Origin of the sequence: Pseudomonas sp. PD9R, from assembly GCF_019200975.1 — a bacterium.
GTDB lineage: Bacteria > Pseudomonadota > Gammaproteobacteria > Pseudomonadales > Pseudomonadaceae > Aquipseudomonas.
The window spans coordinates 209,017-231,480 of record NZ_JAHTMR010000011.1 but is presented as its reverse complement, the minus strand read 5'-3'; the positions used below and the strand labels follow the sequence as shown (position 1 = coordinate 231,480).

The window sequence follows — 22,464 nt, the reverse complement described above, 5'->3', positions numbered from 1 at the left end:
GAGGCGATAAAATTTGTCCAGGAGTAAAGCATGCGTAATCTGATCATCAGCGCCGCACTTGTCGCTGCCAGCCTGTTCGGCATGACTGCCCAGGCCGCCGAAGCACCCGCCGCCCCTTATGTCGAACTGACCAACCCGGTTCCGGTCGCGGAGCCTGGCAAAATCGAAGTGGTTGAGTTGTTCTGGTATGGCTGCCCGCACTGCTACGCGTTCGAACCGGTGATCAATCCATGGGTCGAGAAACTGCCATCCGACGTGAACTTCGTCCGTATTCCAGCCATGTTCGGCGGCCCATGGGATGCCCACGGCCAGATGTTCCTGACCCTGGAAGCCATGGGCGTCGAGCACAACGTGCACGCCGCCGTGTTTAACGCAATCCAGAAAGAACACAAGAAACTGACTGACAAGAATGACATGGCGGATTTCCTGGCCACTCAGGGCGTAGACAAGGAAAAATTCCTGGCTACCTTCGATTCCTTCGCCATCAAAGGTCAGATCGTCAAGGCCCGTGAATTGGCCAAGAAATATGAGATTTCCGGCGTTCCAACCATGATCGTCAATGGCAAGTATCGCTTCGACGTGGGTTCCGCCGGCGGCGCTGAACAAGCCTTGCAACTGGCCGACAAACTGATCGACAAAGAGCGAGCGGCTAACAAGGCTGCTGCCAACTAAGCGCGGTACTCACCATGCGTCGCTGGGGAACTGAACGCGTCGTTGGCCTGCATGATCCGCGGGTCAACGAGCATCACCTGGAATCAACGGGCCTGCCCGCAGACAGTCGTTTGCGCTTGCTCAGTTTCAATATCCAGGTTGGCATCAGTACCGAGCGGTATCGGCATTACCTGACCCGGGGCTGGCAACATTTGTTGCCGCACACCGGGCGTGCCGACAATCTGCAGAAAATCGGCAATCTTCTTGGCGACTTCGATCTGGTCGCCCTGCAGGAAGCCGATGGCGGCAGCCTGCGTTCAGGCTACGTCAATCAGGTCGAACACCTGGCGCAACTCGGCGCCTTCCCGTATTGGTATCAACAACTCAATCGCAACCTCGGTCGCCTCGGTCAGCACAGCAATGGCGTGCTCAGTCGACTGCGCCCATGGGCGATTGAAGATCATCCGCTGCCGGGGCCAAAGGGTCGCGGGGCAATTCTGGTGCGCTTCGGCGAAGGTCCGGAAGCATTGGTGGTCGTCATGATGCACCTGGCGCTAGGCGCCCGCGCCCGTAGCCTGCAACTGGCTTATATCCGCGAAGTCATTGGTGGTTACAAACACCAGGTGCTGATGGGCGACATGAACACCCATGCCAGTGACCTACTGCAAAATTCCCCGTTGCGTGACCTCGGCCTGCTGGCACCGCAACTGGAAGCGACGTTCCCCAGCTGGCGCCCGCAACGCTGCCTGGACCACATTCTGCTGAGCCCGACCCTGACCCTTGAAAAGGTCGAGGTGCTGGCGCAGCCCATTTCCGATCACCTGCCGGTCGCGGTAGAGATTCGTCTGCCGGGTTCGCTCACGGCCGATGCATTGCCCGCGTTGAGTCCTGCCCTTCGCGGAACCCCTGAATGAGCGACGAAACAGAGCGCTGGAAAGAGAAGTACCTCAAAAGCATCGAACAACAGGAAAAGCTCGAACGTCGTTGGGACGCCCGGCTCGACTTGCTGCGTCGGGGGCTGGTACGCAGCACCCTGGCGGCGGAAGGTACTGACCGGGCCGTTGACCAATGCATGAAGGAAATGCGCGAAGTGGTGCGCACCGACGACATGGATGCCGGCCTGGCCAATCTGCTTCCACGCCTGGAAAAGGCGGTGCTCGACTCCGAGCAGCGTCGCGAAACCCGAGTCAACCAGACCAGCGCCGCACTGAACGCACTGGTGACCCAGTTGCAAACACTGCCGCTGCCCCGGGAAGTCCGGCGCCCACTCAAGAACTTCGCCAAGCAACTGGATAGCCGCGTCAGCCAGGCACGCGAGATCCCATTGCTGCTCAGCGAACTGAGCGGCCTGCAAGGTAAAGCCTTGAGCCAGCTCGAAACCCCGGCTGAACCTGACCGCCCGGGCCTGTTGCAACGGTTGTTTGGTCACCGTGACGTCGATGAAGCGGCCGCCTCCGCAGAGCAAGCTTCCATCGCGCCATCTATCGAGGCCATGTCGGTGCCGGTAGCTGTGACACCGCCGGTAGCGGTAGATCCTGTGCCTGCCAACACTGAACCGCCTGTCGAAGTGCCGGAAGTCACTGTTGCAGCCATCGAGCCGCCGGCGATCCAGCCCCCAGTGAACACACCGGCGCCGCCCGCCGTTGCGGCTATCGTTTCGCCCATCGTTGAACCGCATCCAGAACCGGCCCTCCCCTTCGAGGAGCAAGTTCAAGCCGACACGGAGAACCCTGAGGTAGCGACACCTGCAACCGTGGCGCCAGTCGCTCAGACTGAACTGGCAATCAACCCCGACGAACTGACTCCAGCAGTATTTCTCGACAGCCTGCCACTGCCTTCAGCCATGGCCCAAGCCCTGGCAGCCATCGACCCGGATGAGCCCGAGCACGATATTCTCTACGCGCTGCCAGACTCGCCTGAGCCCTCCTACAGCTCGGTCGCCAAGCACATCGAAGAAACATTGCTGGGCCTGCTCGACGATCTGACGCTACCCGAGCGCCACCGTCCGCAAGCCGAATCGATGCGCGATCGCCTGAAAAATGGTTTGAACTGGTACGAGTTGCTACCGATTCTTGATGATCTGGCCACCTTGATGCTGGCAATCTCCGACAGCGGTCAGCACGAATTCGAAACTTATCTGCAGCGGCTCAACGAACGTCTCGAATCGTTCCAGAGCAACCTGCAAGCAGCCAGCGCCGGTCATGCCGACAACCGTTCTGCCGCCCAGGCCATGGACACGCAGATCCGAGAGCAGGTCGACGGGTTGCAAAGCAGCATGCACGAAGCGGCAGACCTCGACGGTCTCAAGCACGTCCTGGAAGACCATCTCGAAGGCCTGCTCGGGACCATGGATCAGCACCGCATACAGCGCGACGAGCGCGAGCAAGAGGTGGCGGCCCGCCTGCATAGCCTGGCCGAAAGAGTTGCCCACATGGAGCAAGAGGCCTTGGGCTTTCGCGAACACCTCGAAGAGCAACGCCAAAAAGCCTTGATCGATCCGCTGACCGGCTTGCCCAACCGAGCGGCCTGGAGCGAGCGCCTGGACCACGAAGTCAGCGAGTGGCAACAACACGGCAACACATTGATGCTGGCCATGCTCGACCTCGATCACTTCAAGCGTATCAACGATAACTATGGTCATCTGGCGGGCGACAAAGTCCTGAAAATCATCGCCAGCGTGCTGCGCAAGCGCCTGCGCGGCACGGACTTCATTGCCCGGTTCGGCGGTGAAGAGTTTGTGGTGTTGCTGCCTTCTACGGTGCCAGCCGCCGGCATGAAACTCTTGGAACACCTTCGCGCCTCTATTGAGGCCTGTCCTTTCCACTTCAAGGGTGAGCGGGTGACGATCACCATTTCTATGGGGCTGACGGCGTTCAAACCCGGCGAACACAGCGATCTGGTACTCAAAAGAGCTGATCAGGCGCTATATCGCGCTAAAAATGCCGGACGTAATCGCGTGGAGTTGGGCTGAGGGTATTGTTCCATTTTGTTTAAAACCGGGTGATTACCCTCTGCGTGCAAGGCAGTACGTTACACTGTTGCATTACTGTCTTGCGTGTACTGCCTTCCGCCATGAAATATTTTGCCCTTATCGTGTCGCTAATTCTGTTGGCCGCCTGCTCCAGCGGCCCCCGCTTCGACACCAGCCACCCCTCGGCCAATCACGACAGCCGCATCCAGTTCGTGGTGGTTCATTACACCAATGCATCGCTGGAGCGGTCGCTGCAATTGTTGACCCATGGCGAAGTCAGCAGCCACTACCTCATTGGCGACGACAAGAACGCGACCATCTATAAGCTGATGGATGAAAACCTGCGGGCGTGGCATGCCGGAGAAAGCCAATGGCAAGGCCGGACATGGCTGAATTCCAGCTCCATCGGCATTGAAATCGTCAATCCGGGCTTCAAGGACACCCCGACCGGGCGTCTCTGGTACCCGTACAGCGAGGCGCAAGTCCAGTCGCTGATTGTCCTGCTCAAAGACATCAGCAAGCGTTACGCCATCCACCCGCGCAGCATCATCGGCCACAGCGACATCGCACCCCTGCGCAAACTTGATCCAGGCCCGCTGTTTCCCTGGAAACGTCTGGCTGGCGAAGGCATCGGCATCTGGCCGAACGAACAGGCTGTTGCGCGGCAACAAATGCAGTTTGAAGCACAACTGCCGAGCATCAGCTGGTTTCAGGCAGAGCTGGCCCGCGTCGGTTATGAAACACCGCAAACCGGTGAACTGGACGTCGCAACGCGCCATGTGATCGCAGCTTTTCAGATGCATTTCCGTCCATCGCGCTTTGATGGCACGCCGGATGCGCAAACGGCAGCGCTGCTGCAGGTGCTAAATCAGACAAAATAATGACGCCCGCCCGACGGTCAACGCACTTTCTCAACCAGCAGCTATAACTCATTGGTAATTCTTCGGATATTCCACAATGACTGCTGCTCAAGATGCGTTCCGTAGCTGGTTCTATCGCCCCTGGTTTTTGGCGATGCTGGCGGCTGCCTTGAGCGCCTCGCTACTGATGGCCGGCAGTTACTTCGTTGCCATCCAACAGGTCGAGCAAAACGAAAGCCGGGAAATGAATGCCCAGGGCGAACGCTTCCTCGCCCGCCTGGAGCAACTTTTCGGGCAACTGCGCGAAAGCCTCGATGACCTTGAAGCGCAGCCACTGAGAACCTGCAACGATGAGATGATCGCGACCCTGCAGCAGGTCAGTTTCAATTACCGCTTTGTGTATGAAGCCGCCTATATGGACGCGACGCGGATCTGCTCCAACCGCCCACGCCAGGAAGGCTTGTCGCTGTTGCGGCCACCGGACATCAAGGGTCCCACCTACAGTTACTGGCTGAACACCACCACGGAACCCGATGAAAACCGTGCGGCGCTAATGCTCGGCCGTGGCAATTTTCGCGTGGCCACGTCTCGCGGCCATTTGACCGACATGGTCGACCTGTCACCAGGCAGCAGCCTGTTGGTTGTACTTGACCAAGGCACACGGGCGATTCCGGTGCTGGGTGTCTCACAGGTTTGGTCGCTGACTGAACAATGGCCACCGAGTAAAACCCGCGACGCGCTGCAAGTCACGCCAACACGTTTGATTTATCGCATGCCCACCGACAACCCGGAATTCCAACTGGTGCTCATCAGCCCGCGCGTTGGCACCCATATACCGCCAGTATGGTGGTGGTTGTTGTCCGCCAGCCTGGTACTGGCGGCGTGCGTAGGGTTTTTGGTGTTTCTGCTGGTGCGCCAGCGCCAGTCACTGGATGCCGAGCTGACCGGTGCCATACGCCGGGGCGAACTGCAGGTGTTGTATCAACCGATTTTCGATCTCGACAGCCGCAACTGTGTTGGCGCCGAGGCCTTGCTGCGCTGGCGAAGGCCGGATGGCACGCTGACCAGTCCCGATTTGTTCATTCCTATGGCGGAGAACACCGGGCAGATCCGCCAGATGACCGACTTCGTCCTGCAACGCTTGCTTGAACAACTGGGGCAGTTGCTGCGGTCCAATCCGCAGCTGTACATCTCGGTGAACCTGGCGGCGTGTGATGTGATGGTCCCGCGTATCGGCCAAGTGATGGCGCGCCTGCTGACGTTGCATCGAGTCGCAGCCAAGCAAATTGCCTTTGAAGTCACCGAACGGGGTTTGATCGACGTGGTGGTGGCTCGGGAAAACCTGCAAGCCTTGCGGGATGTCGGGCACCAGGTATTGATCGATGATTTTGGCACCGGTTATTGCAGCCTGGCCTACTTGCAGACCCTGCCGGTGGATTGCCTGAAAATCGACAAGGCCTTTATCGATGCGCTGGGTCATGACGCGGCGAGCAGCGGTGTTGCCCCGCACATCATTCACATGGCCCAGTCACTGCATCTGAAGGTTATCGCCGAAGGCATCGAGTACGAATCCCAGGCAGCGCTCCTGAGCAGTGAGGGTGTGAAGTTCGGCCAAGGCTGGTTGTTTGCCCATGCACTGAGTGCGGTGCAGTTCATCGAACTGATAACCCGTGGCCGTCGACTGGCCAACCGGCGTCTGGATGACGAGGCCTGAAAGCGGCTACACCGCCAGCGCCATATAAAACTGAGTGCCCTGCCCCGGCCGCGAATATACCCCCATCCGCCCACCGTGCAACTGCACAATTTCCTTGCACAGCGCCAGTCCCAGCCCGGCTCCGCCTTTCTTGCGGCCAACTTGCACAAAGGGTTCGAAGATCCGCCCTTGTTGCCCGTAGGCAATGCCTTCCCCGTTATCTTCGACGCTGATAATGACCCGCTCGCCGTGACGTCGAGCCTGCAAGCGTATGAGCCCGCCCGGGGCGGTGTGGCGAAGCGCGTTGTCGATCAGATTGTCGAGCACACGATCCAGTTGTGGCTGATCAGCCTGCAAGCGCGGCAATGGCCCCTGCACTTCCACCAGCAACTCAATACCTTTCTCTTGCGCCCCCTCGGTAAAGCGTATCTGCGCCTGCTCCAGCAAATCCTCTATGGAACACGGCGCCAGTGAGAGTTTCTGCAAACCGTTCTGGTAGCGGGAAAAATTCAACAGGTCGTTGATCAACTGCATCAGCCGTTGCATCTCTTCATTCACCGTGTCCAGCAGGTCCGCTTCACGGGAATCCTCAGGGAAATGCGCACGCTCGCGGAACAGCCCGAACGCCATGTGCATCCCGGTGACCGGCGTGCGCAGCTCATGGGAGGCGCGTAACACGAACTCGCTGCGCACCCGTTCGAAGGCGCGTTGCTCGGTAACGTCATGCAACACCATCACCGCGCCGAGGATATGACCTTGGGTGTGGCTCACCGGCGTCAGGCTGTAAGTCAGCAAGCGCGACTCACCATCGACTTCGATACTCAGGTCTTCCGGCGCCCGCTCCAGAGTGCCGCCCCGCAGTACCAGTTGCAGCTGTTCATCGAGCTCGGGGCGTTCCAGCGCCGAACCCAGGCCTTGGCCGAGTCGATCGTTGTCCCAACCCAACTGACGCTGCGCGACCGGGTTGAGATGCTCCAGATGGCCCTGGCGATCGATCATCAGTAACCCGTCATCGATGCTGTCGAGCACCGCCTGCAAGCGCTGTTGTCCCGCAAGCAGCTCGTCGACGTTGGTCGCCTGATGCTCACGCAACGCCTCAGCCATGATCCCGAATCGCCGCGTAAGCTGATTCAGCTCCACTGCCGAAGAAACGGGCAGCGTGACGTCGAAATTGCCTTGGCCAATGTTATCCGCCGCTTGCGCCAAGGCCTCGATGGGCTCCCCGAAACGCCGGGCGATGGCATGCGCGGTCACAAATCCGATAATCAGCACCGCCAGACCCACCAACCCGAGCAACCCGGCGATCAACAACGCACGCTCCCTGGATGCACGCTCGGTGTCGCTAATGTTGTCCAATGCGTGCTTGTGCTCATTGATCAAGCCATTGCGCAGCGCATTGAATTTTTCAGTGAGTTGCTCGTTGCCGCTCAACACATGCGTCGGCTCGCGGGCCACTTCATACGCCTGGATAAAGCTCTGGTACTCGGCCTTGGCCTTTCTGAAGCCGTACTCGCTGCCTTCAACTGGCGCTTCCTGGGCGATACCCTGCTCCAACAGCTCGAAGTAGTGCTGTTTGGAGGCCTCGAAGGCCGCAGCGTCATGATTTTCGCTGAGCATGATGATCAACTGATCGCCCAGGGTCTGGCGCAGTTTCAGACCCAGATCCAGGGTGTTGAAGTTGTTGCGCACCAAGGCTTCCTGAGTTCCGGCCATTTGCATCACGCTGACCAGCCCGAGCAAAAGCCCGAGCAGCGCTACGGTGATCAGCGCGGAAATGCTCAGAAAAAGCCGGGTCCGCAACTTCATCGCCAGTTTCATCGGGGGCGGCTCACAAGTTGTACTGTTTGCGTTTGCGATACAGCGTCGACGCATCGATACCCAAGGTTTTGGCGGCCTGATCCAGTGTACCCGCGGTGGCAAGCACGGCACCGATGTGGGCTTTTTCCAACTCATCCAGACTCAGCGCCGCGCCGATTCGCGGTGCATTGTTGACCGGCGTTTCGGCCATGCCCAAGTGGCTGATCTCGACTCGCTCCTGCGGACAAATAATGCTCGCCCGTTCCACTACGTTACGCAGTTCGCGAATATTCCCCGGCCAGCGATAACCCAGCAGCGCCTCGCGGGCCTCGTCACTGAAGCCCCGGGCCGGACGCGCGTATTCCTTGACGAAGCGCGCGAGAAACCGGTCCGCCAGGGTCAGGATGTCTTCCCTGCGTTCACGCAGTGGCGGCAAGTGCAAGGTGATGACGTTGAGGCGGTAAAGCAGGTCTTCACGGAAACGACCGTCGCGGACCATGTCTTCAAGGTTCTGGTTGGTGGCGGCCAGAATGCGCACATCGGCGCGGCGAGTGACCGGGTCGCCCACCCGCTCGTATTCTTTGTCCTGGATGAAACGCAGCAACTTCGGCTGTAAAACCAGCGGAAAATCGCCGATCTCGTCCAGAAACAACGTACCGCCATCAGCCTGATTGACGCGCCCCAACGTACTTTCGCTGGCGCCGGTGAACGCGCCACGGCTGTGCCCGAACAACTCGCTTTCCATGAGTTCGGCGGTCAGCGATGGGCAGTTAATGGTGATGCAGGATTTTTTCGCCCGCTTGCTCCATCCATGAATCGCCTGGGACAACTCGCCTTTACCCGTGCCGGACTCGCCGAGAATCAAAATGTTGGCATCGGTTACGGCCACCTGGCGTGCGGTTTCCAGCACCACTTTCATCGCTGGGCTGTGGGAATCGAGGCCATCTTTGGGTTTGCGAATTTCACCTTCCAGGGCTTCCAGGCGCGCCGACAATTGCCGCACTTCCAGCTGCTTGGCGGTGGCCAGGCGCAATTGGTCGGGACTGCAGGGTTTGACCAGATAGTCGGCGGCACCCGCCTGTATCGCATCCACTGCGGTGTCCACAGCCGAATGAGCGGTGACGATCACTACCCGCATCCAGGGTGCCTGAATCCGCATCTGGGCCAGCACATCGAGGCCGTTATCTTCGCCCAGGCGCAAATCGAGGAAGCACAAGTCGAAGACCTGACGTTGCAACAGCGCATCGGCCTGCGCAGCGCTGCTGGCCGTCGCCACGCTGTAACCTTCATCTTCCAGGCAATAGCGGAAAGTACGCAGGATGGCGGACTCATCATCCACCAGAAGAATACGGCCTTGATGCTCAGTGGCTGATTCCATTTTCCTACGCTCCTTAATGAATGATCTTGGTTAGTCCCGGAAAAATCGGGCAAGTTGCATGGTTTATTCTGATCCATTACCGCCATGGCAGGGTAGCTCTCTCCTAGCACCCTGACTTGCGTCCTTTTCTGACAGCTGCGCCCTCCTCTCAATTCAAAAATATTACGAGTCGCTTCCGTTGATCGTGCAATACGCACGACCGCGCAAAGGGCCATCGTGCAGGATGCGTCCGAAGCATGTTGCGTAAAATTATTAACTTATTGATTTATAAAGATTTTTTCACACAAAAAAAGCTGGCATGCCGGCTGCAATAGCCTGAGTAACGCAGGGCAATAACAATCGCCCTCAACAGATTACCCCCGCGAGGGAGGAGCCTCAGGATGAATCGCCAACGTGCCGCCCAATTGCGTTTCTCGCCACTGCATCTGCAGCAGGGTCTGTTCGCTGTCATGGCGCTTGTGATCACCTTGATCGCCGGTCAGCAGATCCTTCGTTGGGAGCAGAGCCAACAGCAAGACGCACCGCGGATTTCATTTGAGCGCCCAACCCAAACCCATTTCAGCGCCGCCGGCAGCGCGATGGCCGACAACGCTCAAATGCGAATGATGGACGTCGACCAGGCCCGCCCACTTGATGAGATGCCTCGTCAGGAACGCTGGGTGTTTTAAGTACACAACCTCGGCGCGCTAGACGTTCCGGGACAAGCAACACCTCTAAATAGAAGCGTAAGGAGAATCACCATGTTGAGCTGGGCAATCACATTCTTGATCATTGCCATTGTCGCTGCCGTACTGGGCTTCGGTGGTATCGCGGGCACCGCCACGGGTATCGCCAAGATTCTCTTTGTCGTGTTCCTGGTGATGTTCATTGCGTCCTTCTTCTTTGGCCGTCGCGGTCGAGGCTGATAATGAGTCTTCTGTTAAAGACACTGGCAGCCGCCCTGCTACTGGGCGGTAGTGCCATGGCAATAGCCGCCAATGATGGGCAGGCACGGGTCAACGAGTTATTGAATGCGGACCCCCAATACCGTGAAACCTGGCAAGGCGTGGTGAAGAAAGAAGAACGCCTGCCGGAATGGGTGATGAATTTGTCCGGCGATGCCGAGCAAATGAATGCCGTTGAAGAGGATGGCGACAAGTATCTGGTGGGGCCGCTGTGTGAAACCCAGGCGACTTGCCTCAACCAACGCTTGATCGTAGCCGTCAGCTTCGACAAAAAGGATGCCTACGCCATGCTGGTCGAAGTGCCTTCAGGGTTACCGGCCGACAAGTCGCCGACACGGCATGCCAATTACCGGTTCCTCGGTAAACCGGACCAGGGTATGCAGGACTTGCTGATGGAACAGCTGAAAAAAGATCCGCACTGGTACTGAAATTGAAACATGAAAGAGGCGTAATGCTTCCTTCCATTGCGCCCACCTGAGGAAGGTCGGCGCATGGCCAAGGGGCCGGGATGTTCTGCCTGTTTCAGGGGCGGAGTGACCTACGGGTACAGGGAGTGCCTGCGAAAGGGCCGGGTCAGGTAAAAGCTGCGACGCAAGTTCGCCAATCAGACATGATTTGACGAGCTTGCGGAGAGCTTGCCAATGCAAGGCACCGAGCTGGAGCTTTGCACTTCGTTTCGACACCTTCCTCTCAAATCCTCGCTGATATCGGCGGAAACTATTTTTCCCGGTGCTGCGCGAGCGACCGTATATCGAGAAACAAGGCCTTTATTTGGCGGTAAGTTTTCTCCGCGTCTTGAGGGATTTTCCCTAAATTCGTCGTCTATTCTCTTGTTCAATAAATAATCAATCTGCTCTGTAATGGCCGGTTCACGGCACTTATGCCTGCCGAAATGTCACATTCGAACCGATTGCGACGTCGCTTTCAGCAAAAACACCTCATGCCGATTCGGCATAGGGTAGGCGTTTACGGCATTAGACGTTGCTTCCTTGCATCGGAATAGTTGCGCCTTTTTTCGCCTGCCAGAGAGCCATTAACAAGCGCTCCGGGGCTCCTTATACGGGAGCAGATGCACACGACTTTTTCGCCACAAGCGTTGCAGGTCGCGTCTCTGCTCGAGTCAAACTGAAGTAAGGGTAAAGATATGAAGAAGGCAAAGCTTAGCCTCGCCTGGCAGATCCTCATCGGTCTGGTATTGGGGATTGCAATCGGTGCGCTGCTCAACCATTTCAGTGCCGAGAAAGCCTGGTGGATCAGCAACGTCCTGCAACCGGCAGGCGATATCTTTATCCGTCTGATCAAGATGATCGTGATCCCGATCGTGATCTCCTCGTTGATCGTCGGCATCGCCGGCGTTGGCGACGCGAAGAAGCTCGGGCGTATTGGCCTGAAGACCATCATTTACTTCGAAATCGTGACCACCATCGCCATCGTGGTCGGTCTCCTGCTGGCCAACCTGTTCCACCCGGGCTCGGGCATCGACATGAGCACGCTGGGTACTGTGGACATCTCCAAGTACCAGGCGACTGCCGCCGAGGTTCAGCATGAACACGCGTTCATCGAGACCATCCTTAACCTGATTCCGTCGAACATCTTCGCGGCCATGGCCCGTGGCGAAATGCTGCCGATCATCTTCTTCTCCGTGTTGTTCGGTCTCGGCCTGTCGAGCCTGCAAGCGGACCTGCGCGAGCCGCTGGTGAAGATGTTCCAGGGCGTATCGGAAAGCATGTTCAAGGTCACCCACATGATCATGAACTACGCCCCGATCGGCGTTTTCGCACTGATCGCGGTGACCGTGGCCAACTTCGGATTCGCATCGCTGGTGCCGTTGGCGAAACTGGTGATCCTCGTTTACGTCGCCATTGCCTTCTTCGCTTTCGTAGTACTGGGCCTGATCGCACGCCTGTTCGGTTTCTCGGTGATCAAGCTGATGCGCATCTTCAAGGATGAGCTGGTACTGGCCTATTCCACCGCCAGTTCCGAAACCGTGCTGCCGCGCGTGATCGAGAAGATGGAAGCCTACGGCGCGCCGAAGGCCATTTGCAGCTTCGTGGTGCCGACCGGCTACTCGTTCAACCTCGACGGCTCGACCCTGTACCAAAGCATCGCGGCCATCTTCATCGCCCAGCTGTATGGCATCGACCTGTCGATCAGCCAGCAACTGCTGCTGGTACTGACCCTGATGGTCACCTCAAAAGGCATCGCAGGTGTACCGGGCGTGTCCTTCGTGGTGCTGCTGGCTACGTTGGGCAGCGTCGGTATTCCACTGGAAGGCCTGGCATTCATCGCCGGTGTCGACCGAGTCATGGACATGGCCCGTACCGCACTGAACGTGATCGGCAACGCCCTGGCCGTGCTGGTTATCTCTCGTTGGGAAGGCATGTATGACGATGCCAAGGGCCAGCGCTACTGGAACTCCCTGCCGCACTGGCGCAGCAAAGAGAAGCTGCCCGCTGGCCAAATCTCCAAAAACTGACACACACCCTGTAGGAGCGAGCCTGCTAGCGATGGAGTATCAGTCGACACCTTTGTAGCTGACACACCTTCGCGAGCAGGCTCGCTCCTACAGTAGATCAATGGCGACCATGAAAACGGGTCTGCCAGACGTGACAAACAAACCCCGGAGAAATCCGGGGTTTGTCGTTTCTGGCCACCCCGCTATCATTCCGGCATCTTTTGGGGGATTTGACTGATGCTAAACGGCCTGTGGCTTGGCTTCTTCATCGTGGCTGCCGTGTCGGCGCTGGCGCAGTGGCTGATCGGCGGCAACGCCGGGATCTTCGCGGCGATGGTGGAAAGCATTTTCGCCATGGCCAAATTGTCAGTCGAAGTCATGGTGCTGCTGTTCGGCACCCTCACCCTCTGGCTGGGTTTTTTGCGAATCGCCGAGAAAGCCGGGATCGTCGAATGGCTGGCGAAGGTGTTGGGGCCGCTGTTTCTGCGCTTGATGCCGGAAGTCCCGCCCGGTCACCCTGCCTTGGGCCTGATTACCCTGAATTTCGCCGCCAACGGCCTGGGCCTGGACAATGCCGCCACGCCGATCGGCCTCAAAGCCATGAAGGCCCTGCAAGAACTCAACCCCAGCGCCACCGTCGCCAGTAACGCGCAGATCCTGTTCCTGGTGCTCAACGCGTCCTCCCTGACCCTGCTGCCGGTGACAATCTTTATGTACCGCGCCCAGCAAGGCGCGCCCGACCCGACGCTGGTGTTTCTGCCGATTCTGCTGGCCACCAGTTGCTCGACCATCGTCGGTTTCCTGTCCGTAGCCTTCATGCAGCGCCTGCGCATCTGGGACCCCGTGGTGCTGGCGTACCTGATTCCCGGCGCACTCGCCCTCGGCGGTTTCATGGCGTTGCTGGCGACGCTCTCGGCCACGGCGCTGGCGAGTTTGTCTTCGATCCTCGGCAACTTGACGCTATTCGGTTTGATCATGCTGTTTCTGGTGATCGGCGCGCTGCGTAAAGTGAAGGTTTATGAGGCATTCGTCGAAGGCGCCAAAGAAGGCTTCGACGTGGCGAAGAATCTGCTGCCTTATCTGGTGGCGATGCTTTGCGCCGTGGGGGTTTTGCGGGCGTCAGGGGCCCTGGATTTTGGTCTCGACGGGATTCGGCATCTGGTGCAATGGGCCGGTTGGGATACGCGTTTTGTCGATGCGCTGCCAACTGCAATGGTCAAACCGTTCTCCGGCAGCGCCGCCCGGGCGATGCTGATCGAAACCATGAAAACGTCTGGTGTGGACAGCTTCCCGGCGCTGGTTGCGGCGACGGTGCAGGGCAGTACCGAGACGACGTTCTATGTGCTGGCGGTGTACTTCGGGTCGGTGGGCATTCAGCGAGCGCGGCATGCGGTGGGGTGTGCGTTGCTGGCGGAGCTGGCCGGGGTGCTGGGTGCCATCGGGGTTTGCTACTGGTTCTTCGGCTAAGCAAGAACCCCTGTAGGAGCGAGCTTGCTCGCGATGGTGTGTCAGTTACGCAGATGTCGACTGATACACCATCGCGAGCAGGCTCGCTCCTACAGGGGTATGCGCAGGTTTCAAGGTCTTGGTGGTGGCGCCAACTTCTGCCCTTGCTCAACCGCCCAACTCACCACCTGCACCGTCAACTGATCAGTGGCTTGGCCAAACCCGGCCACCACCGCCGGCACTTTCACGTCGCTCAGCGGCTGGCGCACTTCAAAGCGTTTGCCGGCGAGGATTCGCTGGTCATAGCCACGCACCAGCAACGCATCCAGGCGCACCACCACGCTGGAGCTCGTGCCCTGATACTCAGTCTGGAACGCCTGCAGGCTGCCGCCCAGTTCCAGGTCTGCCTGGAAGTTGCTGTCGTCGGTACTCAGCAGCGTCACTCGACCATCGCGTTGAAAACCATCCAGCAGACGATTACGCAGCAGCACCGGCGCCGGGTCGCTCCAGCGCGAGCCCTTGTAGCTGATGATCACGTCGCCCTGGGGGATCACGGCGATGTTCGGGCTGTTCAACGCTTCGCTGGCCTGGGGTTTGTTCAGGCGCAATGACCAGCGCTGCGGCGTTCCATGACTGGCCGACGTGTTGCTCTGCGCAGTAGGCAAGCGATAGACATCGAACGGTTCGGACTTGGGCAGGATCGAGCAAGAGCTGATCAGCGTGAAGCTGGCGAGGAGGGCAAGGTGAGTCAGCTTCATGGGGTAAATTCCTTGTTCTTGTCGCTGCCCAGCAGGTAACCGCTGGGGTTGGCCTCCAGACGTTGTGAAATGGTACGCAGCGAGTTCAGGGTTTCACGCAGCTCGCGCACCGCCGGGGCCAGGCCATTGAGGCCCTGCATGCCGCTGTTGAGCGAGTCCTGATTGGTGGCCAGCAGTTTGTTGATGGTCGCGCTGCTCTGTTCCAGCGACTTCATGGCCTGTGCGGCGCTGCCGAACATTTGCTTGCCCTGATCGTTGAGCAAGCCGTTGGCGTTGCGCATCAACGCCGACGTCTGTTCCATCATGGTGCTGGCTTGCTTGCCGACCGATGCCAGTTGCTGAATGGCCTGACTCAGGTCGCCACGCTGGTTGGCAATGGTCCCGGTGGTTTGCTCCAGATGCTCAAGGGTCTTGCTGATACGCTCGATGTTATCCGTGGAAAACAACAAATTGGCGTTTTGCATCAGCGTATTCACGCCGGCCATCAAGTCATTACTGTCATTGAGCAAACGGGCGATGGGCGAGGGCGCGGCAATGATGGTCGGCAGATTGCCGTCCTTGCCCTTGAGCGTCGGGCTCTGTGGTGTACCGCCGCTGAGTTGGATGATCGAGGTCCCGGTGACGCCGGTCAGCGCCAGTTTGGCCTGGGTGTCTTCCTTGACCGGCGTATCGCCGCCCAGGCGAATCCGCGCAAGCACCCGGCGCGGGTCTTTCGGGTCCAGGCGCAGCGACACGACGTCGCCAACCTTGATCCCGCTGTACTGCACCGAACTGCCCTTGGACAGGCCGCTGACCGCCTCGTTGAACACGACTTCGTAATCCTTGAATTCGGTGTCGACACTGGACTTGGCCAGCCACAGTCCGAAGAGCAGGGCGCCCGTCACCACAATCACGGTGAACAGGCCGATCAATACATGATGGGCTCGGGTTTCCATGTCAGACCTCGTTAAGCTGTTGAGCGGCTGTCAGCGCCGCGCGGCCGCGAGGGCCGTGGAAATATTCGTGAATCCACGCATCGTTGGTTTCCGACACCTTGTCGATGGCGTCCGCCACCAGCACTTTCTTCTGCGCCAGCACCGCCACCCGGTCGGTGATGGTGTAGAGCGTGTCGAGGTCGTGGGTCACCAGAAACACACTCAGGCCCAAGGCATCGCGCAGGGTCAGGATCAGTTGATCGAACGCCGCCGCGCCAATTGGATCGAGCCCTGCGGTAGGCTCGTCGAGAAACAGGATGTCCGGGTCCAGCGCCAACGCCCGCGCCAGCGCGGCACGCTTGATCATGCCGCCGGACAAGGACGCGGGATATTTGTCCGCCGCCGACAGCGGCAACCCGGCCAGGGCCAACTTCACCGCCGCCAGGTGCTCGGCATCGTTGCGGCTCAGGCCGGCATGTTCAATCAGGGGCAGGGCGACGTTTTCGGTCACGGTGAGTGAGGAGAACAGGGCGCCTTTCTGGAATAGCACGCCGAAACGCCGCTCGACCAGCGACCGTTCGTGTTCGGACAGGGTCGGCAGGTTTTTCCCAAAGACTTTGACCACGCCTTCGCTGGGCTGACGCAAGCCGACAATACTGCGCAACAGCACCGATTTGCCGCTGCCGGAGCCGCCGACCACGGCAAGGATTTCGCCCTTGAACAAATCCAGATCAAGGTTCTCGTGCACGCTCTGACTGCCGAAGCGATTGCACAGCCCGCGAACTTCGATCACCGCCTCGGTGGGCGCTCGGGGTAAACGTCTCACCAACCCATCTCCATGAAAAACAGCGCGGCCACGGCGTCGAGCACGATCACCACGAAAATCGACTGCACCACGCTCGAGGTGGTGTGCGCGCCGACAGACTCGGCGCTGCCGCTGACCTTGAAGCCTTCCAGGCAGCCAATCGCCGCAATCAGGAACGCGAAGATCGGTGCTTTGACGATGCCGACCAAAAAGTGCTGAACACCGATGTCCGATTGCAGCAGCGACAAAAACATCGCCGGCGAGATATCCAGCGATACCGCGCAGACTACGCCGCCACCGACAATCCCCGAGAGCATCGCCAGGAAGGTCAGCATTGGCAGCGCAACCAGCAAGGCCAGGACGCGCGGTACCACCAGCAATTCCATCGGGTCGAGGCCCAAGGTGCGGATGGCATCGATTTCTTCGTTGGCCTTCATCGAGCCGATCTGCGCGGTAAACGAACTGGCGGTGCGCCCGGCCATCAGGATCGCGGTCAACAACACGGCAAATTCACGCAGGAAGGAAAACGCTACCAGGTCGACGGTGAACACGGTGGCACCAAAACTGGCCAGCACCGTCGCCCCGAGAAACGCCACCACGGCGCCCACCAGAAAGGTCAGCAGGGCAACGATGGGCGCGGCGTCGAGGCCGGTCTGTTCGATGTGCGCGACCATTGGCGTAATGCGCCAACGCTTGGGACGGAACAGGCCGCGAGCGATGGTTTCCAGAATCAGGCCGACAAACCCCAGCAGTTGCAGGGTGTCTTGCCAGACCACGTCCACCGCGCGGCCGATGCGGGTCAGCAGTTGAATGCCGACGCTGATTTCCGGTTCCTTGAGCGGTACGCAGAAATCCGTCAGGGATTGATAAACCGTTTGCAGCAATGCACGGTCGGCGGAGGAGAGGGTGCAGTCGGGGTGTTCGGCGGACCGGCCAAGCCGCTCGGAGCCCAGCAGCTCCACCAAAAGCGAGGCACCTGCGGTGTCTAGAGCACCAAGGCCATTGAGGTCGATGCGGGTGCTGTCATCGTATTGGCCTTCGAGCTTTTCGCTCAGCAGTTTGAGGTCGGCGTAATGGGCAAGCGTCCAGTCCCCTGTGACCCGTATCTGGGCCGGGGTGTGCGAAGTATCCAGTTGGGCATTGCCCGCCGCTGTGCTGCTGGTCATAAGCTCCGTGCTTTTTCAGCTATTACGCAGACCCTACGTAATAGCACGAACCGCATTACTTTTCTTTGGTCGCTGTGCTGTCGGTGATCTTGAAGCGCAGCACACCGATCAACTGACCGTCCTCGGTCAACACTCGAACCTGCCAGTTGCCTGCCGGGTTGCCGGGGAAGTTCTGTTTATGGGTCCAGGCGCGGTAGCCTTCCTTGCGGCCGCCGTGGATATCCAGCGCAATACGGTCGACCTCTTTACCGTTGAACTGCCAGACGTGATAAATCCGCTCGTCCAGGCCACGCGGGGCGTTGATCGCGGTGTAGGCGTACAAACCGCCGCCACGAATCTGCTCGGCGCTGACTTCTTCAAGACTGGCACCTGGGGTTCGGTCCTGCAGTTGCGTGCTGATGGCCACGTCGGTCATCCACAGGGTCGCCGGCGGCACCCACGATCTCAGCACCCAGCCAACGCCGCCGATGCCCACCGTGATACTCAAAATCGCCAAGGCATTGCGCACGGTTCGAATCGGGAAAATCGAAGCCAGGCTCGGGAACGACAATACGACGGCGATGCCCAGCGCCAGTTTGAAACTCTGCGAGGTGGTCAGGTGCATGATCACCGGCAGGGCGGTGAGAAGGGCGGCGAACAGCGTCAGGGTATGCAACGCCAGGAACGCCCAGCGCCGGGGCGCCAACCATTTGTAGTAGAGCGGATCGGTGATGGAGATCAGCGCCGCAATCCCCAGCAGCCCGGTGAAAAACAATTGGCCGCTGTTCCAGGTGGTGGTGATGAAAAAGAACGGCAGGACGAAAAACAGGCTTTCCTGGTGGATCATCTGCGTCGCATAACGCAGCAGCGGCTGGGGAATCTCGCGCTTGAAGACTTTGGTGAACAGTTTGGTCAGGCTGTTTTCCAGCATCAGCCAAACCCAGCTCACCAGCATGATGGTGGTGATCCAGCTCGCCAGGCCTTGTTGACGGTCGACCATGATGAAACTGCCGACCCCGGAGACAAAACCACCGAGCGCGATAACCCCGGGGTAGCGCTTCATCAGTTCGAGGATGCGCTGTACGAAAAGGGTCAGGGTCGGCATTCGGCGGTTCACAGTAGTCGTAGGAAAAATCCCCGACAGGTTACCGCTGGCAGGCCAGTGTGGCGAGGGGCTGCGGTCCGATAGGTGGCGAATTCACAGGCCCCAAAAGATCGCAGCCTTCGGCAGCTCCTACAGGTGTCGGTATTCCTATGTAGGAGCGGCCGAAGGCTGCGAGCTTGGCGGGTCAAGCAACACACTCACCTTCTACGATGAAAGCGCCAAGCCGCCAGAATCAACACCAGCAACCCCAACACCCCGGCAATCGCCCACAGCACCTGGTCATAACTGAGCAGCGGCTTTTCGATCCGCAGATAACCGGGTTGCAGGAGCAATTCGCGCATGGCCTTGTTTGCCTCTTCCAGCGTCACACCTTGCAGTTCCTTGGCCGGGTCGGCGAAGCGACCGTCCTCGTAGTCCCCAAGGGCGCCCCAGTAGTAATCCGCCAGCGCGCTGTTGCCTTGCACGGCCCAGGCCTGACGGGCAATGGCGGCTTGCTTGAGGCGGTTGAAGGTCTCGGCATTGAGCCCGTCCTTGAGCAACCGGGCCTTCAATTCATCCAGCACCTCTTGCGCCTCGGCCACGTCGTCGCGCTCAAGGTCGGCATTCAGGCTCATGAAGCCCACGCCGCCAAACACCTCGCGCTCGGCCCACGGGCCATAGGACAAGCCATGCGCCAGGCGTAATTCGCGATAGAGCGCCCAGTCCAGATAGTCTTTGAGCAGGTCAAAGGTTTCGTCGTGCTGATCCTCCAGCACCGGCTCCGGAACCAGCCAGTGCAACTTGGCCCCGCCACCGACAAACCCGTGAATCAGACTGCGCTCATGGGCTGCGCTGGCCTTGATCTCTGGCAGGGGCAAATGATCCGTGGGGTTGATGGCTTCCAGTGCACCGTAAGTCCGCTCCAGATAGGCCGGCAGCAAACGGTCGAGGTCGCCGACCACAATCAGCGTCATGTTGTTGGGGGCGTACCAGTCCTTGCGTACTTTCTCCAGTTGTTCGCGGGTCAGTTGATCGACTTCGGCGCGCTCCTGGCATTTGAGGCCCAGTTCTACAGCCAGTTGATTGCTCGCGGTATGGCCCAGGTCCTGACGATCCAGCCAACGCTGCAGATGAGAGTAGTGACCGCCGTCTTCACGCTCGACCACTTGCTTGGCGGCGTTGATGGCGTTGTCGTCGAATTGGGTCTGGGTGAGCAATGCCAGCAGCAGGTCGAGGACCTGGCGCTGGTTTTTCGCGGGGGCTTCGATCACGAAGGTGGTGTCGGCGCTGCTGGTGTAGGCGTTCCATTCGCCACCCAGCGCTTGCATGCGCTCTTCCAGGCCGCCTTCGCCGCTGGCGTCGATACCGCTGAACAGCAAGTGTTCCAGCAGGTGCGGCAACTCTTTCTCGGCGCAGCTGAAATCATCGATGCCGACGCCAACCACCAGCCGAATCGCCACATGCCCGCGATCGCTGCCAGGCTTGAGCAGCAATTGCAGGCCATTGCGCAGGGCATAGCCCTCGACCTGGAAGCGATCCAGGGCAAATGAAGGAAAAGAACTCAGCAATAGACAGGCGAACAACAGACAACGCATAGCAAGCTTCCATACGACTGATTGGAGATCCGTGTCGCTTTCCAGGCAGCCATCGCGAGCAGGCTCGCTCCCACATTGGTTTTGTGAACACCACAATTCAAATGTGGGAGTGAGCCTGCTCGCGATGATCTTGAACCGAAACCAATGTTACTGACTGACCACACCGCCAGACGTTCAAGGCGAATGTGTGATGTCAGCCAAATCGTCGACAGCCAGCGCACCGGTGTCGGACGTTTCCAATACCACGTAGGCACTGCTGCAAAACAGTGAATTCAGACGCTTCATATCGGCGATCAATTCCAGGTGCAACGAACTGGTCTCGATACTCTGCACGATCTTACGTTGCAAACGGCTGACATGAGCGTGGGCCAGGCGGCGTTCCTGTGCGCGAAAGCGACGTTTTTCACGCAGCAACTGACGGGCGCTTTCTTTGTCGGCGCTGAGAAATACCGACAACCCCAAGCGTAGATTAGCGATCAACTGACTGTGCAGCCCGGCCAACTCTTCCAGGCCCACCTCGGAAAACGAGCGGCGCTGGGACGTTTTCTGTTGTTGAACCTTGCGCAGCATGCGTTCGATCAAATCGCTGGCAAGTTTGAGGTTGATCGCCAGTTCGATGATTTCCGCCCAGCGCCGGCTGTCCTGATCGCTGAGGTCTTCGCGGGGCATTTGCGCCAGATAAAGTTTGATCGCGCTGTACAGCGCCTCCACATCGTCGGTCAGGCGACGCATCTCCTGGGTCACGGCAGTCTGCTTGCCGTGCAGCACGTCGAGCATGGCTTCGAGCATGTTGTCGATCAGGTCACCCATGCGCAGGGTTTCCCGAGCCGCGTTGGCCAGCGCCAGGCTTGGCGTGACCAAGGCCGTCGGATCAAGATGCCGGGGTTTGGCCATGCCATTGGCCTGAGGGCGTTCCGGCAGCACCCAGGCACAAAACCGGGCCATCGGGCCGACGCTGGGCAACAGAATCAGGCAGCGCGCGGTGTTGTAGAGCAGATGGAAGCCAATGACCATTTCCTGAGGGCTGTAATCAAGGCTGTCGATCCAGTGCACCAGCGGGTCCAGCACCGGAATGATCAGCAACAGGCCGATCAGTTTGTACAACAGGCTGCCCAACGCCACCTGGCGCCCGGCGGCGTTCTGCATGCTGGTGCTGAGGAACGCGAGAATGCCGCTGCCGATGTTGGCGCCGATCACCAGGCCGATGGCCACCGGCAGGCTGATCACGCTGGCGCCGGCCAGGGTCGCAGTCAACAGGACCGCCGCGAGGCTGGAATAGGAAATCATCGCGAACAGCGCGCCGACCAGGGCGTCGAGCAGGATGTCGCCGGTCAACGAAGCAAAAATCACCTTCACCCCTTGGGCATGGGTGATCGGTGTGGCGGCTTCGACGATCAATTGCAACGCGAGAATGATCAACCCCAGGCCGATGGCCACTCGGCCCATCTGCCCGAGCCGCGTCTGTTTGCGCGACAGGAAGAAAATCACCCCGAGAAAGATCAGCAGCGGCGACAGCCAGGACAAGTCGAAGGTCAGCACCCGCGCCATCAGTGCCGTACCGACGTCGGCCCCCAGCATGGTGGCCAGCGCCGGGGTCAGCGCCATCAGGCCCTGACCGACAAACGAGGTGACGAGCATGGCAGTGGCGTTGCTGCTCTGGACCATGGCAGTCACCACGATCCCCGAGATGAACGCCAGCCAGCGCTTGGACATGTTGCGGCCAATCACATGGCGCAGGTTGGAACCGTAGACCCGCAGAATGCCGGTTCGGACGATGTGCGTGCCCCAAATCAACAAGGCCACGGCAGATAGCAAATTGAGCAGGGTGAGCATGCAGGCCCCCTGTGGTGGTAGCGCCCCAAAGGGGCAAGTTGACGGTACCGCGCTTTTTCTACGTTCTGTACTTAAGCTGTAGTTGGCTAACGGTCTGGGCGCCAGCATCGCATAGCTAAAGAAGTGATTGAAACA

19 protein-coding genes are annotated in these 22,464 nt (G+C 59.2%); 10 read left to right on the top strand and 9 right to left on the bottom strand.

Features of this window, described 5'->3' with window-relative positions; translation table 11 throughout:
• Nucleotides 1–30 precede the first annotated feature (30 nt).
• The 5 genes from KUF73_RS21275 (at nt 31) to KUF73_RS21255 (ending at nt 6,196) form a co-directional block, all read left to right on the top strand.
• Nucleotides 31–672, top strand: coding sequence for a thiol:disulfide interchange protein DsbA/DsbL (locus KUF73_RS21275; protein WP_218439993.1), 642 nt, complete (start codon nt 31–33; stop codon nt 670–672).
• Between the two features lie 14 nt (nt 673–686).
• A complete protein-coding gene (locus KUF73_RS21270; protein ID WP_218439992.1) occupies nt 687–1,565 on the top strand; it encodes an endonuclease/exonuclease/phosphatase family protein in 879 nt (292 codons plus the stop codon).
• Nucleotides 1,562–3,622, top strand: a complete 2,061-nt coding sequence (locus KUF73_RS21265; protein WP_218439991.1) for a GGDEF domain-containing protein — start codon at nt 1,562–1,564, stop codon at nt 3,620–3,622. The genes KUF73_RS21270 and KUF73_RS21265 overlap by 4 nt, the downstream gene beginning before the upstream one ends.
• A 101-nt stretch (nt 3,623–3,723) precedes the next feature.
• The gene (locus KUF73_RS21260) at nt 3,724–4,503 is read left to right on the top strand and encodes an N-acetylmuramoyl-L-alanine amidase (protein WP_218439990.1); all 780 of its coding nucleotides are present in this window, start codon (nt 3,724–3,726) and stop codon (nt 4,501–4,503) included.
• A gap of 76 nt (nt 4,504–4,579) precedes the next feature.
• Nucleotides 4,580–6,196, top strand: coding sequence for an EAL domain-containing protein (locus KUF73_RS21255; protein ID WP_218439989.1), 1,617 nt, complete (start codon nt 4,580–4,582; stop codon nt 6,194–6,196).
• A gap of 6 nt (nt 6,197–6,202) precedes the next feature.
• Here KUF73_RS21255 and KUF73_RS21250 read toward each other — a convergent pair whose 3' ends face one another.
• Both KUF73_RS21250 and algB read right to left on the bottom strand, forming a co-directional pair.
• A complete protein-coding gene (locus KUF73_RS21250; RefSeq protein WP_218439988.1) occupies nt 6,203–7,993 on the bottom strand; it encodes a KinB sensor domain-containing domain in 1,791 nt (596 codons plus the stop codon).
• Nucleotides 7,994–8,003: 10 nt separating this feature from the next.
• Entirely contained in the window at nt 8,004–9,350 is a 1,347-nt protein-coding gene (algB, locus tag KUF73_RS21245) for a sigma-54-dependent response regulator transcription factor AlgB (protein ID WP_218439987.1), read from the bottom strand.
• Between the two features lie 380 nt (nt 9,351–9,730).
• Between algB and KUF73_RS21240 the strand changes: the two genes are divergently transcribed.
• The 5 genes from KUF73_RS21240 (at nt 9,731) to KUF73_RS21220 (ending at nt 14,216) form a co-directional block, all read left to right on the top strand.
• Entirely contained in the window at nt 9,731–10,018 is a 288-nt protein-coding gene (locus KUF73_RS21240) for a hypothetical protein (protein WP_218439986.1), read from the top strand.
• Nucleotides 10,019–10,090: 72 nt separating this feature from the next.
• Entirely contained in the window at nt 10,091–10,255 is a 165-nt protein-coding gene (locus KUF73_RS21235) for a DUF1328 domain-containing protein (RefSeq protein ID WP_003170804.1), read from the top strand.
• A 2-nt stretch (nt 10,256–10,257) separates the two neighbouring features.
• Nucleotides 10,258–10,722 (top strand): inhibitor of vertebrate lysozyme family protein, encoded by a 465-nt coding sequence (locus KUF73_RS21230; RefSeq protein WP_218439985.1) that lies wholly within the window; start codon nt 10,258–10,260, stop codon nt 10,720–10,722.
• 716 nt (nt 10,723–11,438) lie between these two features.
• Nucleotides 11,439–12,770: a glutamate/aspartate:proton symporter GltP gene (gene gltP, locus KUF73_RS21225; RefSeq protein WP_218439984.1), complete on the top strand. Its 1,332-nt coding sequence runs from the start codon at nt 11,439–11,441 to the stop codon at nt 12,768–12,770.
• Between the two features lie 216 nt (nt 12,771–12,986).
• A complete protein-coding gene (locus KUF73_RS21220) occupies nt 12,987–14,216 on the top strand; it encodes a nucleoside recognition domain-containing protein (RefSeq protein WP_218439983.1) in 1,230 nt (409 codons plus the stop codon).
• 110 nt (nt 14,217–14,326) lie between these two features.
• Here the strand turns inward: KUF73_RS21220 and KUF73_RS21215 are convergent, their stop codons facing one another.
• The 7 genes from KUF73_RS21215 to KUF73_RS21185 all read right to left on the bottom strand — a co-directional run bounded on the left by KUF73_RS21215 (nt 14,327) and on the right by KUF73_RS21185 (nt 22,329).
• Nucleotides 14,327–14,953, bottom strand: coding sequence for an ABC-type transport auxiliary lipoprotein family protein (locus tag KUF73_RS21215; protein WP_218439982.1), 627 nt, complete (start codon nt 14,951–14,953; stop codon nt 14,327–14,329).
• Nucleotides 14,950–15,888: an MlaD family protein gene (locus tag KUF73_RS21210; protein ID WP_218439981.1), complete on the bottom strand. Its 939-nt coding sequence runs from the start codon at nt 15,886–15,888 to the stop codon at nt 14,950–14,952. The genes KUF73_RS21215 and KUF73_RS21210 overlap by 4 nt, the downstream gene beginning before the upstream one ends.
• Nucleotide 15,889: 1 nt before the next feature.
• Nucleotides 15,890–16,693 carry an ABC transporter ATP-binding protein gene (locus tag KUF73_RS21205; RefSeq protein ID WP_218439980.1) on the bottom strand — a complete coding sequence of 268 codons (804 nt, stop codon included), beginning with the start codon at nt 16,691–16,693 and terminating at the stop codon, nt 15,890–15,892.
• Entirely contained in the window at nt 16,690–17,838 is a 1,149-nt protein-coding gene (locus tag KUF73_RS21200) for an ABC transporter permease (protein ID WP_218439979.1), read from the bottom strand. Before KUF73_RS21200 ends, KUF73_RS21205 begins: the two co-directional genes overlap by 4 nt.
• Nucleotides 17,839–17,893: 55 nt before the next feature.
• The gene (locus KUF73_RS21195; RefSeq protein ID WP_218439978.1) at nt 17,894–18,922 is read right to left on the bottom strand and encodes a DUF5924 family protein; all 1,029 of its coding nucleotides are present in this window, start codon (nt 18,920–18,922) and stop codon (nt 17,894–17,896) included.
• A 197-nt stretch (nt 18,923–19,119) separates the two neighbouring features.
• On the bottom strand, nt 19,120–20,496 hold the full coding sequence (locus tag KUF73_RS21190; protein WP_218439977.1) for a pitrilysin family protein: 1,377 nt from the start codon (nt 20,494–20,496) through the stop codon (nt 19,120–19,122).
• 174 nt (nt 20,497–20,670) lie between these two features.
• Entirely contained in the window at nt 20,671–22,329 is a 1,659-nt protein-coding gene (locus tag KUF73_RS21185; protein WP_218439976.1) for a Na/Pi cotransporter family protein, read from the bottom strand.
• Nucleotides 22,330–22,464 lie beyond the last annotated feature (135 nt).

Bases quoted from the DNA above. Each gene is read 5' to 3' on its own strand.
- algB (WP_218439987.1), bottom strand. From the start codon at position 9,350: ATGGAATCAGCCACTGAGCATCAAGGCCGTATTCTTCTGGTGGATGAT.
- KUF73_RS21275 (WP_218439993.1), top strand. From the start codon at position 31: ATGCGTAATCTGATCATCAGCGCCGCACTTGTCGCTGCCAGCCTGTTC.
- KUF73_RS21210 (WP_218439981.1), bottom strand. From the start codon at position 15,888: ATGGAAACCCGAGCCCATCATGTATTGATCGGCCTGTTCACCGTGATT.
- KUF73_RS21220 (WP_218439983.1), top strand. From the start codon at position 12,987: ATGCTAAACGGCCTGTGGCTTGGCTTCTTCATCGTGGCTGCCGTGTCG.
- KUF73_RS21185 (WP_218439976.1), bottom strand. From the start codon at position 22,329: ATGCTCACCCTGCTCAATTTGCTATCTGCCGTGGCCTTGTTGATTTGG.
- KUF73_RS21250 (WP_218439988.1), bottom strand. From the start codon at position 7,993: ATGAAACTGGCGATGAAGTTGCGGACCCGGCTTTTTCTGAGCATTTCC.
- KUF73_RS21230 (WP_218439985.1), top strand. From the start codon at position 10,258: ATGAGTCTTCTGTTAAAGACACTGGCAGCCGCCCTGCTACTGGGCGGT.
- KUF73_RS21195 (WP_218439978.1), bottom strand. From the start codon at position 18,922: ATGCCGACCCTGACCCTTTTCGTACAGCGCATCCTCGAACTGATGAAG.
- gltP (WP_218439984.1), top strand. From the start codon at position 11,439: ATGAAGAAGGCAAAGCTTAGCCTCGCCTGGCAGATCCTCATCGGTCTG.
- KUF73_RS21190 (WP_218439977.1), bottom strand. From the start codon at position 20,496: ATGCGTTGTCTGTTGTTCGCCTGTCTATTGCTGAGTTCTTTTCCTTCA.
- KUF73_RS21215 (WP_218439982.1), bottom strand. From the start codon at position 14,953: ATGAAGCTGACTCACCTTGCCCTCCTCGCCAGCTTCACGCTGATCAGC.
- KUF73_RS21265 (WP_218439991.1), top strand. From the start codon at position 1,562: ATGAGCGACGAAACAGAGCGCTGGAAAGAGAAGTACCTCAAAAGCATC.
- KUF73_RS21200 (WP_218439979.1), bottom strand. From the start codon at position 17,838: ATGACCAGCAGCACAGCGGCGGGCAATGCCCAACTGGATACTTCGCAC.
- KUF73_RS21270 (WP_218439992.1), top strand. From the start codon at position 687: ATGCGTCGCTGGGGAACTGAACGCGTCGTTGGCCTGCATGATCCGCGG.
- KUF73_RS21260 (WP_218439990.1), top strand. From the start codon at position 3,724: ATGAAATATTTTGCCCTTATCGTGTCGCTAATTCTGTTGGCCGCCTGC.
- KUF73_RS21240 (WP_218439986.1), top strand. From the start codon at position 9,731: ATGAATCGCCAACGTGCCGCCCAATTGCGTTTCTCGCCACTGCATCTG.
- KUF73_RS21255 (WP_218439989.1), top strand. From the start codon at position 4,580: ATGACTGCTGCTCAAGATGCGTTCCGTAGCTGGTTCTATCGCCCCTGG.
- KUF73_RS21235 (WP_003170804.1), top strand. From the start codon at position 10,091: ATGTTGAGCTGGGCAATCACATTCTTGATCATTGCCATTGTCGCTGCC.